This window comes from Brevundimonas sp. C43, assembly GCF_030732185.1.
Taxonomy (GTDB): domain Bacteria; phylum Pseudomonadota; class Alphaproteobacteria; order Caulobacterales; family Caulobacteraceae; genus Brevundimonas; species Brevundimonas diminuta_C.
In genome coordinates, this window is the sequence record NZ_CP132231.1 from 1,187,047 (window position 1) to 1,200,972 (window position 13,926).

General features: G+C 66.4%; 10 protein-coding genes. 4 read left to right on the plus strand and 6 right to left on the minus strand.

Annotated elements, in window-relative coordinates; translation table 11 throughout:
* Window positions 1-3: 3 nt before the first annotated feature.
* Together Q9R14_RS06025 and dusB are read right to left on the minus strand one after the other, a co-directional pair.
* Window positions 4-2,274: a PAS domain-containing sensor histidine kinase gene (locus tag Q9R14_RS06025; RefSeq protein WP_306003813.1), complete on the minus strand. Its 2,271-nt coding sequence runs from the start codon at window positions 2,272-2,274 to the stop codon at window positions 4-6.
* The gene (gene dusB / locus Q9R14_RS06030) at window positions 2,271-3,326 is read right to left on the minus strand and encodes a tRNA dihydrouridine synthase DusB (RefSeq protein ID WP_306004126.1); all 1,056 of its coding nucleotides are present in this window, start codon (window positions 3,324-3,326) and stop codon (window positions 2,271-2,273) included. The genes Q9R14_RS06025 and dusB overlap by 4 nt, the downstream gene beginning before the upstream one ends.
* Window positions 3,327-3,421: 95 nt before the next feature.
* On the opposite strand from dusB, the gene Q9R14_RS06035 reads away from it, so the two are divergent.
* Window positions 3,422-4,573: a bifunctional 2-C-methyl-D-erythritol 4-phosphate cytidylyltransferase/2-C-methyl-D-erythritol 2,4-cyclodiphosphate synthase gene (locus Q9R14_RS06035; RefSeq protein WP_306003814.1), complete on the plus strand. Its 1,152-nt coding sequence runs from the start codon at window positions 3,422-3,424 to the stop codon at window positions 4,571-4,573.
* Here Q9R14_RS06035 and Q9R14_RS06040 read toward each other — a convergent pair.
* Window positions 4,570-6,858: a fused MFS/spermidine synthase gene (locus Q9R14_RS06040; RefSeq protein ID WP_306003815.1), complete on the minus strand. Its 2,289-nt coding sequence runs from the start codon at window positions 6,856-6,858 to the stop codon at window positions 4,570-4,572. The genes Q9R14_RS06035 and Q9R14_RS06040 overlap by 4 nt on opposite strands.
* A 40-nt stretch (window positions 6,859-6,898) precedes the next feature.
* Here Q9R14_RS06040 and Q9R14_RS06045 point away from each other — a divergent pair, with 40 nt between their 5' ends.
* On the plus strand, window positions 6,899-7,387 hold the full coding sequence (locus tag Q9R14_RS06045; protein ID WP_306003816.1) for a CinA family protein: 489 nt from the start codon (window positions 6,899-6,901) through the stop codon (window positions 7,385-7,387).
* Window positions 7,384-7,635, plus strand: a complete 252-nt coding sequence (locus tag Q9R14_RS06050) for a sulfurtransferase TusA family protein (protein WP_306003817.1) — start codon at window positions 7,384-7,386, stop codon at window positions 7,633-7,635. The genes Q9R14_RS06045 and Q9R14_RS06050 overlap by 4 nt, the downstream gene beginning before the upstream one ends.
* Here Q9R14_RS06050 and Q9R14_RS06055 read toward each other — a convergent pair.
* Window positions 7,592-8,440, minus strand: coding sequence for a YihY/virulence factor BrkB family protein (locus tag Q9R14_RS06055; protein ID WP_371929783.1), 849 nt, complete (start codon window positions 8,438-8,440; stop codon window positions 7,592-7,594). The genes Q9R14_RS06050 and Q9R14_RS06055 overlap by 44 nt on opposite strands.
* A gap of 297 nt (window positions 8,441-8,737) precedes the next feature.
* On the opposite strand from Q9R14_RS06055, the gene Q9R14_RS06060 reads away from it, so the two are divergent.
* Complete coding sequence (locus Q9R14_RS06060) at window positions 8,738-10,045, plus strand: diguanylate cyclase domain-containing protein (protein ID WP_306003819.1); 1,308 nt, start codon at window positions 8,738-8,740, stop codon at window positions 10,043-10,045.
* A gap of 6 nt (window positions 10,046-10,051) precedes the next feature.
* On the opposite strand, the gene mfd is transcribed toward Q9R14_RS06060, so the two are convergent.
* Window positions 10,052-13,501 carry a transcription-repair coupling factor gene (gene mfd, locus Q9R14_RS06065; RefSeq protein WP_306003820.1) on the minus strand — a complete coding sequence of 1,150 codons (3,450 nt, stop codon included), beginning with the start codon at window positions 13,499-13,501 and terminating at the stop codon, window positions 10,052-10,054.
* On the minus strand, window positions 13,501-13,842 hold the full coding sequence (locus Q9R14_RS06070) for a succinate dehydrogenase assembly factor 2 (protein WP_306003821.1): 342 nt from the start codon (window positions 13,840-13,842) through the stop codon (window positions 13,501-13,503). The genes mfd and Q9R14_RS06070 overlap by 1 nt, the downstream gene beginning before the upstream one ends.
* Between the last annotated feature and the right edge of the window lie 84 nt (window positions 13,843-13,926).

The following is a 13,926-nucleotide window of genomic DNA, read 5'->3' on the forward strand; positions in this document are numbered from 1 at the left end:
TCGCTATTCGGCGGCCAGGGTCTGGAGCTTGCGCTCCACGCCCTCGCCGCCTTTGCCGTGGGGTTTCAGGGGGAAGATCATGCACACGCGTGCGCCGCGCAGGGTCTGGGCGTCGGCCAGCTTCAGCTCGCCGCCGTGGTCCTCGCAAATACGTTTGACGATGGCCAGTCCCAGGCCCGTGCCCTTCTCGCGCGTGGTCACATAGGGTTCGGTCAGGCGATCGCGGTCGCGCGTCGGCAGACCCACGCCATCGTCTTCAATCACGAAGGTCGCGACGCCGTCTTCGACTGTCAGCGACGCGATCACGCCCGCACGATCGGACGCCGCCGCCTCGCCCGCGGCAAGCCTGTGCGCCGCAACCGACTCGCCCGCGTTCTTGAGGATGTTGATCAGCGCCTGCCCCACCATGCGGCCGTCGGCCTGCATCGTCGCCTTGGGCAGGGGCTCGGTGATGTCGACGACGATGTCCGGCGCGGCGACCCGCTGAGCGAACACCGCCTCGCGCAACATTTCGGCCGGGTTCTCGGGCGCGAACCGCGGCGCCGGCATACGAGCAAACGAAGAGAACTCATCGACCATGCGACCGATGTCTCCGACTTGGCGGATGATGGTGTCAGTGCAGCGGTCGAAGATCTCGACATCCTCGCCGATCCGCGCGCGATATTTTCGCTTCAACCGCTCGGCCGACAGCTGGATCGGCGTCAGCGGGTTCTTGATCTCATGGGCGATGCGACGGGCCACGTCGCGCCAGGCGGCGTTTCGCTGAGCTGTCACCAGGCGAGTGATGTCGTCGAAGGTCAAGACCATCTCGCCGCCCAGCCCGCCCTCGATCCGAACGCGTAGCCGCCGCGTGTCCCCGCCCCGGCTGACGTCGATGTCTTCCTCGATATGGGCCTCGGCGCGGCGCACCAGATCACTAAGTTCCGGCGACAACGCCGCCAGTTCATGGCCCAGAACCTCGGCGTCCTCGATGTGAAGCAGTTGCAGGGCGCTGTCGTTGATCGCCGACACACGCCCGCGCTTGTCCAGGCCGATGACCCCGGCGCTGACGCCCGACAGCACCGTCTCGATGAAGCGGCTGCGGTCGTGCGCCTCGTCGCTCGCGGCCTTCAGCGCGGCCTGCTGAGCCTGCAAGTCGCCGGTCATGCGGTTGAAGGCGTCCGACAGGGTGGCGATCTCGGCCGGGGCGCCGTCGCTGTCGACCCGTGCGGTGAAATCGCCGCCCGCGACCTGTCCCGCCGCCTTCACCAGACGACCAATGGGCGCGGAGATGCTGCTGGCCGCCGACATCCCCAGCCACACCGCCCCGACCAGCACCAGCAGCGCCGTTTCCAGATAGCTAAGGATGAAGGCCGACTGGATGCGGGCCCTGCTCTCCTCCGCCTCGCGATAGGCCTGGATCGACTGATCCGACGCGTTCATCCGCGCGATCAGTCCCTCTTGGAGGGGACGAACGAGATAAAGGTAGGCGTCTCCATAAGCCGGCAGGGCGATGATGGAGCGCACGGTGTCTGGATTTTGCGTGACGTCAGTAGGCGGTTTGCCGTCCTGCCCAGCGGCCTCGATATAGCTGCGCGGCGGCGCCAGGTAAGGCGGCGCGCCGGGTTGCTCGGCTCGCGCCAGAACTTCGCCGTTGCCGTTGACAATATAGATGGCCGGGTATCGGAAAATGTCGCCGACCTGCGCCAAGGCGGCGTTGAACTGGATGCGGTCGTCAAACAGTCCTCTCGCGCTGTCCAACTGATCCGAGATCGTGACCAAATCCGCATCCATCGAACTGGCCACGTCGCGGACATAGGCGCGACCGATGATCGCGCCGTTGTCGACCGACGATTTCACGTTCTCGCTGAACCATTGGTCTACGCCTCGATTGACCAGAACGCCGAACACCAGGGCGATCAGCACCGACGGGACCAAGGCCACCATCGAGAACAGGGCCACGAATCTCAGATGAAGGCGTGAACCCGCTTCGTCGCTGCTGCGCACCAAGGTCAGCACGCGCCGGCCTACAATGATAGCCAAGCCGGAAATCAGCAGCAGATTGGCCGCCAGAACGATCAGCGCGATCTGGCTGCTCGATCCGCGCGCCGACCCCGATGTGGCGCCCGGCGCGACCGCCACCAGCCAGATGGCCGCCGCCGTGATCGCGACAGCCAGAAAGAACGCCAGTCCGAAGCCGGTCCGCGCCCGTTCGCTATCGACCCACCCCCAGAACGACCCGTCGTCCGACGCGAGGTCGGGCGAAGCGGTGCGTGCTGAAGGCGTATCCGTCATGCCACAGCAGTCTCCAACACCTGTGGCCCATTTTCAACAGCAGACTTACCCAACCGAGGCAAATCCGGCCGCCACAGTTCGTGCATGGCGTCTTCGACGGCCATCGGATCGTCCAGGCGGCAAATTCTTGCCTTCGCCTCGCGACGGTGTTGCGGATCGGCCGGCCAAGGCGCCTGTTCGATGTACCAGCCCAGATGTTTGCGGAACATTTTCAAACCCAGCGGCAGGCCGTAAAACTCGGCCGACGCCCGTAGATGTTTGATCACGATCGCCAGACGCTCTTCAGGCCCGGGTTCCTCCAGCGCCACGCCGTCGATCAACGCCCGCTCAAGGTGCGCCGCCAGCCATGGCCGGCCGTAGACGCCACGTCCCAGCATCAATCCGTCCGCGCCGGACTGCGCCAAGGCCTGGCGCGCTTCATCGGCGGTGATGATGTCGCCATTGACGATGACGGGGATGCCGACCGCCGCCTTCACCGTCCCGACTGCATCCCAATCCGCTTGCCCGGTGTAGAACTGCTTTCGCGTGCGGCCATGCACCGTGACGGCCTTGACGCCGATCGCTTCCGCGCGGCGAGCCAGTTCCGCGGCGTTTCGGCTCTCGTCGTCCCAGCCCAGCCGCATCTTGACCGTCACCGGCCGATCGGTCGCCTTGACCGCGGCCTCCATGATCCGACACGCCAGATCGGGCGTCCGCATCAGGGCCGAGCCGGCAGCCGAGCCCGTGACCTCCTTGGCCGGACAACCGAAGTTCAGGTCGACGATGTCCGCCCCGGCCTTTTGCGCCATGCGTGCGCCCTCGCCCATCTGTTCGGGATCGCGCCCGACCAGCTGGATGACGGTCAGCGGCAGGCCGGCTCCCACGGCGGCGCGCCGCACGACGTCCGGCCGCGCCCGCGCCAATTCCTTGGCGGCCACCATTTCCGTGGCGACATAGGCGGCGCCTAATCTAGAGGCGAGCACGCGGAACGGCAGATCGGTCACGCCGGTCATCGGCGCCATCAGCACCTGGCCGGGGACAGTCACATCGCCGATTTGCAAGGTCTTGGGCATTTCCGTCTTTCGCCGCATCGCAGCCGCCCTCGTCAAGCACGACCGCGGCGCTTTGATGGTTTCGCCCCGTCGCCGCGCGCACTATCAAGGCCGCCATGACATTCTCGGGCATCATCGTCGCGGCCGGTTCCGGCTCGCGCGCCGGCGGCGACAAACAGTGGCGGGACCTGGGTGGAAAGCCCGTGCTGCGCTGGTCAGCCGAGGCCTTATTGAACGCCGGCGCCGACGAACTGATCGTCGTGGTCGCCTCTGACGCCGTTGAGCAAGCAGCGGATGTGCTATCCGGTCTGCCCCGTTGGAAAGCCGTCGTCGGTGGAGCCGCCCGCGCCGATTCGGTCCGCGCCGGTCTCGCGGCCCTAACCTGTCCAGCGGATCAGCCGGTGCTGATCCATGACGCCGCCCGCCCCCTGCTGGATCGCGCCGTCATCGACCGTCTGCTTTCGGCCCTTGAAACTTCGGACGGCGCCCTGCCCGCCCTGCCTGTCGCCGACAGCCTTCGGCGTGGCGAGGCGGAAATCATGACCGACGTGGTTGATCGCGACGGTCTGTGGCGCGCCCAGACGCCTCAAGCCTTCCGCCGGGGCATGATTGAGACCGCCTATGCCGCCTGGTCGGACGCCGAGGTTCCGACCGACGAAGCCGTCGTCGTCCAGCGCAACGGCGGCGCGATGGCCCTGGTTCAGGGCGATGCACGTCTGATGAAACTGACCTATCCCGAGGATTTCGCCATGGCCGAAGCTCTGCTGCCTCAAGCGCAGCGTTATCAGACCCGTATCGGCTCCGGCTATGACGTGCATCGCTGGGGACCGGGCGGCTCCGTCTGGCTGTGCGGGATCGAAGTGCCGCACGATCAGACGCTGATCGGCCACTCCGACGCGGACGCCGGTCTCCACGCCCTGACCGACGCCATCCTGGGCGCCATCGCGGCGGGCGACATCGGCGACCATTTCCCGCCGACGGATCCGAAATGGAAAGGCGCCTCCTCGGACCAGTTCCTGATTCATGCCGCCGAACTGGTCGCGGCGCGGGGCGGCCGCATCGTCAATGTCGACGTCACCCTGATCTGCGAACGCCCCAAGGTGAAGCCGCACCGCCAGGCCATGCGCGACCGGATCGCCGGACTTCTGAACCTTCCGCTCGACGCGGTCAGCGTCAAGGCGACCACGACCGAAGGGCTTGGCTTCACCGGACGCGGCGAAGGTCTGGCCGCCCAGGCCGTGGCGACCGTGGAAACGCCGGCGCTCTAGCGCGCCGCCATCTGCATCTGTCGCACCAGCGATCCGAACAGATTGACGTAGTCGTCCGTCCAAGGACGCACCGTCGTCGGCGACAGCTTGCGCCAGCGCGCATCGTCTCTGAAGCCTTCCAGCGCCGCCGGGCTCCTGCCGATCAGCAGGGCCTCGGTCGAGGCCTCGGCCATGTCGCCCTGGCCCGACTGCTCGATATAGACCTGGTGCAGGTGCGGGACCTTGAGCACCTGCGCCGCCGCCTCGGCAGGCAGGGTGATCTCCAGATTTCGGTTCGACAGATGCAGCACCACGACGCCGTCGGGCGCCAGCAGCCGCAGATAGCCGCGGATCGCCTCGACCGTCAGCAGATGCGTCGGCACGGCGTCGGACGAGAAGGCGTCGATGACCAGCAGGTCGTAGGATCCCGCCGGCTCGCGATCCATCGTCAGGCGCGCATCCCCCAGAACCGTCCGCACCGCCCCATCGGCGCAGCCGTTGATGAAGCTAAACCATTGCGGATCGCGCGACAGCCGATCCACCATCGGATCAATCTCGAAGAAGGTCAGTTGGTCCTGGGCGCGCTTGTAGGCGGCCATGGCGCCCGAGCCCTGCCCCACCACGCCGACGCGCGCGCCATCCAACCGACGCGCCTGCATCTGCAGCATCGCCTGCCCCAGCGGCGTCGAGGTCGCATAATAGAGCGTCGGCTGGCAACGGTTCGACGGCGCCTGGGCCTGGGCGCCATGCAGGGTCGTGCCGTGCATCAGCACATGAACCGGCCCGCCCATCAGCAGATCGTCGATCTTGGCCACTCGCATCACGCCAAAGAAGCTGCGTTCCGAGAGAGCCCAGTCATAGCCGCGCGCCAGATGATAGCCGGACCAGACGATGGCGGCCAAAACGATCGTGAACATCACCGCCCGATCGCGCACCAGGAAGGCGAACAGGGTCGCGATCCCCAGGATGGCTTGCGCGATCCGCACCAGTTCGGCGTCGGGGATGGCCGCGCGGACGTCCGGCGCATACCGGACCGCCTCCATCGACAGCGGCCCCAGAAGAGCGATGACCACGCCGGCGACGCAGCAGATGATCTCCCACGGCCTGATCTCGCGTCGGCTCCACGGTCGCAGCAATCCGACCGCCACCAGCACTAGCGGATATTCCCACACCATGTCGAAAACGGCCGGCGCGATTAGGCCATTGAACAGTCCGCCGACCACGCCGCCCAGCGACAGCAACAGATAGAATTCGGTCAGCCGATCCGGCGCCGGCCGTCGCGCCGCCAGCCTCTGGTGACACATCAGCGCTGTGAAGAAGAAGGCCGCCAGATTGATGGTGAAAACCAGCAGCCATTCACCAGTCCGGAACGCGATCAGGGCGGCGCAGGCCGCTGCCGCCGCGGCCTGCAGACCAAGGCCGATGGCTGGCGAAACAGCCGGCCGTGTCTGGAACGCGATGACGAACGTCAGCAGATAGAGCGCGAGCGGTATGACCCATAGAAAGGGCGCCGAGGCCACATCCGTCGTCAGATGCGCCGTCACCCCCAGCATCAGACTGGACGGTGCTGCGGCCAGCAGAACCAGCATCCCCTTTTCGCGCCAGGCGATCGGCGGGCTGGCCTCAAGCGGCGCAGGCTCCGCCGTCCCGATCTCGCGTCGTCGCCAGACCTGCACGCCCAGCCCTACGACCATCATCACGAACAGCCCATAGCCGACGCTCCAACCCAGACGCTGATCCGACAGGCTGGCCAGCGGCTCGATCACCACCGGATAGGCCAGCAGGGCCAGGAAACTGCCGAGGTTCGAGGCGGCATAGAGAACATAGGGGTTCTGGCCGTCTGCGTGTCCGGCCCGCACACGCGCATACCAGGCCTGAAGCAGCGGCGCGGTCGCCGACAGAACCGCAAACGGCGCGCCAATCGACAACGCCAGCGTCGCCAGCAGCCACATCGCCGGTTGGGACGGATCGGGATCTCCCAGCAGGCCGCTGATCTGCAAGGGCAGGAAAAACGCAGCCACGATAAGCAGACCCAGGTGAACCCCGACCTGCGCCCGCATCGTCGCCAGACGTTGCAGCAGGTGCGCATAGCCATATCCGGCGAGCAGCGCAGTCTGGAAGAACACCATCGACGCGTTCCACACCGAAGGCGATCCGCCCAGCGTCGGCAACAGCAGCTTGGCCGCCATCGGTTGAACGACGAAGACCAGACAGGCCGATGTGAAAATGGCGAGGGCAAACAGGATCGGCGCGATGCGATCCGATGTCGGGGCGGCGTGGCGTAACGGATCGACAGCCTCGGTCATGGCTCTGGTTAGAGCGGGGTTCGCGGCCTATGAAAAGACCATGTTTTCCCAAGATATCGCGCACCTGGCGCAACAGATTGTCGCAACGGCCAGTGAGCGCGGCCTGATGCTGGCGACGGCCGAAAGCTGCACGGGCGGGCTGGTGTCCGCTGCAATCACAGCCATTCCCGGTTCGTCAGCGGTTCTGGATCGCGGCTTCGTCACCTACAGCAACGAGGCCAAGGCCGAGATGCTGGGCGTGTCACTGGAAATCCTGTCCGCCCACGGCGCCGTATCGCAAGCTGTTGCTCTGGCCATGGCTGAGGGCGCCGTTGCGCACTCGCGCGCCTCCGTTTCAGTTTCCGTGACAGGGGTGGCGGGACCGGGCGGCGGGTCGGCGGATAAACCTGTGGGTCTGGTCCACTTCGCGGCGTGCGGACCGCAGGGCGTCGTTCACCGCGTCGAGCGATTCGGCGACCTCGGCCGCGACGACATTCGCCAAGCCAGCGTTCGTGTGGCGCTGGAACTGCTGGCGGATCGGCTCGCGTGAGCGACCCCGTCGTCATCGACGCCAGGGGTCACCGCTGCCCTGTTCCCAGCCTGAAGCTGATGAAGGCGATGGAAACGGCCTCGCCCGGCGCGCGGATCGTGCTGCTGGCCACCGATCCGATGGCCCGGATCGATGTGCCGTTTCTGATGTCTCAAAAAGGCGGCCGTGTGCTCGAGATCGAGGACGCCGACGGCCTTCTGCGGTTTACGATCGAGAGCGGCGCCCGGCTCGACGCTCCGACAGATTGACGACATCGGCCGGCGGCGTGTCGGCGACCGCACGCGCCTTGGCCGCCAGTTCCATTTCGGTGGCGAAGGCGCCGCCGTAGAAGATGGCGTTGACGTTCCACGACAGCCAGATCAGCAGCACCACCACGGCGCCGACCGATCCATAGGTGGCCCCCAGCGGCGCGATCTGCTCGACATAGATGGCGCACAGCCACGACGACACCACCGACATCAAGGTCGCCACCAGACCGCCCGCCGTCGCCGGCAGCCAGGCGACCGGCGCCCTGTGGCTCATGGCGTAGCGGTAAAGCAGCGTCAGCCCGATCACCAAGCCAATGGCGGGCAGGAAGGCGTCCAGCGGCGCCATGCCGCTTCGCCCGGACAGGCCGGCGGCCGACGACGACGCATGCGCCATGATGCGAACAGTCACGACCGCGCCCGACACGACAGTGAACAGCGCAAAGGCGAAGATGGCCACGAAGAAGGCCAGCAGATTGAACTTGAAGAAGCCGTGCGGCTCGGTCTCGTCATGGATCAGGTTCAATCCCGCCAACAAGGCCTTGAAACCTCGATGCGCGGCATAGGCGCCGACGAACAGGGCGAAGGCGCTCTGAGCGGAAACCGTCCGCGCCGATGCATTGCTCAAACGCGTGATTTCGCCCTGGAAAATGGTCTGCGCCGCCTTGGGCAACAGGTCCGATAGCGCGGTCGCCTGGGCGCTGACTTCGCTGATCGACAGACCCAGTTTGTAGAAGCCGATCAGGATGGCGATCGCCGGAAACACAGCCAGCAGGGCGAAGAAGGACACGCCGCCCGTGTAGAGCATGACGTCGCGCCCCCAGCTGCGGGTAAACGCTCGCACGGCCAGCCCGCCCCAGAACCCGGGCGCTTTCAGGACCGACCGTGTCAGTTGCTCACTCAAATCGGTCCCCACAACCGTTGCACAAGCGGCGGAACCTAGCCGAATTCGTCTGTGGCGAAAGTCTCATCCGCGTGAGGACGATCATTCGCGATCCGGCCACATCCCTTTGGCCTGACGACATTGCATCCTTAGCACCCTCGTCGCTATGGTCCGCGCGTTTCCGGCCGGCTATTGGCGCGGCGACCTTTGGAGACGATCGGCTTGGCTTTCGACGCGCGCGTATTGATCCTGGCGGCTGACGATGGCCGGATCGGGCCGCTCGCTGCGGGTCTGGATGCGCTGGGCTGGACGACGGTGACCGCACGCGACGTCGTCTCGGCCGAGATGACGCTTCAGGACTTTCCGCTCGAAGCCGCCGTCATCGACATCAACACCTTCGACGCCGATGTGGCGTCACGGCTGCGCGCCGCCGCCGAGCCGCGTCGCCTGCCCATCGTGGTCATGGGCGCCCGCCCTGATTCGGTGAAGGGTGCGGATCTGACCATGTCCACGCCGCCGCATCCAGCCCAGGCCGCCTTGCGTCTGGAGCAGCTGGGTCGAGCCGCCATCGCCGAGGAAGAATATCGGCTGCGCGTCACCACTTTCGCCACGCGCGGGGTCGGTCTGGACAAGCGGACGGACGACGACGGTCCCTTGCGTGTTCTGGCCGCTGGCGTAGCCGACCGGCGCTTTCTCGCCCTGTCGAACGCCCTGACTGCGGCCGGGGTCGAGGTGGTGGCGGCGCCGACGCCCTACACCGCCTTCGACTATCTGCACGAAAGCCCGTTCGACGCCGCCGTTCTGTGGGGCGCCGAAGACCATGCGCCGGCCCTGTCGATCGCGGCGGGCATGAAGCGCAACACGCGCCTCTATCACATCCCGCTGATGCTTTATCTGCGCGGCAGGAACGAGATCAGCCTGGCCGAACTGTTCAATCGCGGCTTCGCCGACGTCGCCTCCGCCGACACGCCCGAGGGCGAAACGGCCGAGCGGATCCTGTCCCTGGCCGGCGCGCACCGCATCCACCTGGGCATTCGCAAGACGCTGGACTCGGTGCGCAGCCTGGACGTGATGGACCCGGAAACAGGCCTGTTCACGCCCGAACTGTTCGCCAGCCACCTGGGCCGTGTCGCCGAGGCCTCGCGCGCCCGCAAGCGCCCGCTATCCGTCTGCGTGCTGAGAGTGCGCGAAACCGAATCCGTCACCTGGGCGCGTCAGGGCGGTTGGCTGGATCGCGCCATGCCGCAGATCGGGGCCATGGTTTCGCGCCTGGTCCGCGTCGAAGACACCCCTGCCCGCCTGGCCAAGGAGGTCTTCGCCCTGGCCCTGCCCGCGACCCACGCTGAACCGGCGCGTCTGGCCGCAGAGCGAATCGCCGCCGTGATCGGCTGCACCGCCTTCGACGCCGGTCCGGACCGGTCGCCCTTCGTCGCCGAGTTCGACGTCGGCGCCGCCGAGATGCGCCCCGACGAAAGCGCCGCCGCCCTGCTTGAGCGCGCCTCGGCCGACCTGTTCGAAAAGACGCGCTGAGGAGCTCTACGCCCCCGCCACCCGCGCCAGATCGGCGGTGATCCGTTCGGCCACCTTGAGGCGCTCTTCCGCCGTCGGCCAATCGCCCGACACGACGATCTTCTGATCCGGCCGAATTTTCCAGAAGGCGTGGTTCTTCTGAATCAGCCCGACCAGCCCCGCCGGATTGGGGAAGCTGTTGTCGCGCAGCGTCAGCACCGCGCCGCGCGGCCCGATGTCGATCTTCTCGATGCAGGCCTTGCGGCAGTTCGACTTGATGCCCACGATCTTCAGCAACTGCTGCGCCTCATCCGGCAAGGGCCCGAAACGGTCGATCAGTTCGGCGGCCAGGGCTTCACGATCCTCGGCCTGTTCGGCGTCGGAAAGACGACGGTAGAGGCTCAGACGCACGTTCAGGTCTGGCACGTAATCTTCTGGAATCAGGACAGAAGCGCCGACATTGATCGACGGCGACCAACCGCGATCCACCGCCTGTCCCTCGCCCTTCTCGCGCAGCTCCGCCACGGCGTCTTCCAGCATCTGCTGGTACAGTTCGACACCCACCTCGCGGATGTGGCCCGACTGTTCGTCGCCCAGAAGATTGCCGCCGCCGCGCTGGTCCAGATCGTGGCTGGCCAGCTGGAAGCCGGCGCCCAGATTGTCGAGCGACTGCAGAACCTGCAACCGCCGCTCGGCCGATAGCGTCATCGGCTTGACCGCATCGGTGGTCAGATAGGCGAAGGCGCGCGCCTTGGACCGGCCGACCCGCCCCCGAATTTGATACAGCTGCGCCAGGCCGAACATGTCGGCGCGGTGCACGATCAGCGTATTCGCGGTCGGAATATCCAGCCCGCTCTCGACGATCGTGGTGGAGACCAGGACGTCATATTCCCCGTCGTAGAAGGCGCTCATCACCTCTTCCAGCTGGGTCGCGCTCATCTGGCCGTGGCCCACGACGAACTTCACCTCGGGCACTTGTTCGCGCAGGAACTTCTCGATGGCGGGTAAATCCTTCAGGCGCGGCGCGACATAGTAGGCCTGACCTCCGCGATACTTCTCACGCAGCAGGGCCTCGCGCACCAGGACCGGGTCCCACGGCGTCACGTAGGTCCGCACCGCCAGGCGATCGACCGGCGGGGTGGCGATGATCGACATCTCGCGGATGCCCGACAGCGCCATCTGCAGCGTGCGCGGGATCGGCGTGGCGGTCAGGGTCAACAGATGCACGTCGGCGCGCAGCGTCTTCAGCTTCTCCTTGTGCTTGACGCCGAAGTGCTGCTCCTCATCGACGATGACCAGGCCCAGGTCGCGGAAGCCGACGTGTTCGCTGAGCACCGCGTGGGTGCCGACAACGATCTCGACCGAGCCGTCCTTCAGCCCGGCGCGCGTCTCCGCCGCCTCCTTGGCGCCCACCATCCGCGACAACTGACGCACCTTGACCGGCCAGCCCGCGAATCGTTCGGAGAAGGTCTTGAAGTGCTGGCGCGCCAGCAGGGTCGTCGGCGCGACGATCGCCACCTGCTGCCCCGTCATGGCGACGACGAAGGCGGCCCTCAGCGCCACCTCGGTCTTGCCGAAACCGACATCGCCGCAGATCAGACGATCCATCGGCGTGCCCTTGCCCAGATCCTCCAGCACATCGCCGATGGCGTTCAACTGATCGTCGGTTTCCTCGTAGGGGAAGCGCGCGCAGAACTCGGCGAACAGACCCGGCGGCGGCGTGACCGCATCGGTTTCGCGCAGCGCCCGTTTGGCGGCCAGAGCGATCAGCCCCTCGGCCATGGCGCGCAGACGCTCCTTGGCCTTGGCCTTCCGCGCCTGCCAGCCTGCGCCGCCCAACTTGTCTAGTTGAACGCCTTCAGAATCCGAACCATATCGGGTTAGAAGGTCAATGTTTTCAACTGGCAGATAAAGTTTGCTCTCACCGGCGTAGAACAGTTCCAGGCAGTCGTGCGGGGCCTGCTGGATCTCCAGCGTCTTCAGCCCTTCATACCGGCCGATGCCGTGATCCAGGTGAACCACCAGATCGCCCGTCGTCAGGGCCGACGCCTCCGCCAGGAAGTTCGAGGCGCGGCGCTTCTTGCGCGGCCGCGCCAGACGGTCGCCCAGGATGTCGGTCTCGGAAATGACCGCCACGGCGTCGGTGACAAAGCCATGCTCGACCGGCAGGACGCCGCGCAGATAGAGGTCTTTCGGCGCCGCCTGAACGTCGGCCCAGTCGCGCACGGCGACGATGTGATCCAGCCCGTGGTCGGCCAGCATGGTCGCCAGCCGCTCCGAAGACCCTTCGGTCCAGGAGGCGAACAGCACCCGCTTGCCCTCGGCCTTCAGCGCCGCCGCGTGGGCCGCCACCGCCTCGAACAGATTCACGCTGTCCTGCGAACGTTCGGCGGCGAAGGTCCGGCCCAGCCGTCCGCCGGCATCCTCGCCTCCCGTGAAGAAGGGCGTGAACCGACGCACGGCGCGACCCGCCAGCGCCTGGTTCCAGTCTCCGGCGTCCAGATAGAGCCGCTTGGGCGGCAAGGCGCGATTGGCGCTGGCCTGTCCTTTGGCCTTGGCCGCCTCAGCGCGCGCGTCATAGGCGTCCGCGACCAGATCCCATCGCTCGGCGCGGGCCGTCTCGACCTGATTGTCGAGGAAGATCGCCGCGTCGTCCGGCAGATAGTCGAACAGGCTGTCCAGAGTCTCATAAAACAGCGGCAACCACTGCTCCATGCCCTGACGCCGCGCGCCCTCGCTGATCGTCGCATACAGCGGGTCGTCGCCCGGCGCGCCGAACAGGCTCAGATAGCCCGTGCGAAAGCGCGAGATGGCCGCTGCATCCAGCAGCGCCTCCGAAACGGGCGCCAAGGACACGGACGTCATCTGGCCGGTCGACCGCTGCGTCTCGGGATCAAAGGTGCGGATCGATTCCAACTCGGATCCGAACATGTCCAGCCGGACCGGCTCTTCAAAGCCAGGCGGATAGACGTCGACGACCCCGCCGCGCACCGCAAACTCGCCGCGCTCCGACACGGTCGAGGCCCGGACATAGCCGTTGGCGGCGAAATAGCGCTCCAGCGCCTGGATATCGAGATCGCGGCCGACCTTGGTTTCGAACCCGGCCTGTGTCGTGACCGACTTGGGCGGGGTGCGCTGCATGGCCGCCGACACCGTCGTCACGACCAGCACCGGCGCATCGCCGGGCTTGCGCATCGCCAGGCGCGTCAGCGTCGCCATGCGCTGCGCCGCGATCCCTGCCGTGGGGCTCAGTCGATCATAAGGCAGACAGTCCCAGGCCGGATAATCCAGGGCTTCAATCTCTTTCGAGAAGAACTGAAACGCCTGAACGAAGCTGCCCGACCTTTGAAAGTCGCGTGCGACGAACAGGCCGACACCGCCGCCGGCCTTGATCCGTTCGGCGACGATCAGCGCGTCCAACCCCTCGGGCGCGCCGCCCAGATCGGCATCGGCTCGGTATTCGACCTTAGCGTCCATCAGCCGATTCCCTTGCCAACTTCGGCCGCGACGTAGGCGCGCATGAAGGCGCGCACCTTGGCCATCACCGGCGTGTCGAACTCGGGCGGCGTCGGATCACGCTCGATGATCCAGCCGTAAAGCCACTGATCTTCCTCGTCGATCAACCGTTCGAACTGGTCCAGTTCCGCATCGGTCAGGGTCGGCGCGACCTGATCGGAAAACGGCCCCAGCACCATATCGGCCTCGCGAAAGCCCCGCCGCCAGGCGCGGAACTGAATACGGCCTAGCCGCTGCCTGCGCTCAGGCGTCATCTGCTCAGGGGTCATTTCGCCTTCAGGACGCGCGTCGATTTCGGCCACAAGAATCCTTGCCCGTTAAAAATGCCGATGCGCTCAAGCCGCGATCCGCCGCGCGGAGAGCGATAGCGCATCAGGAATGTGAGA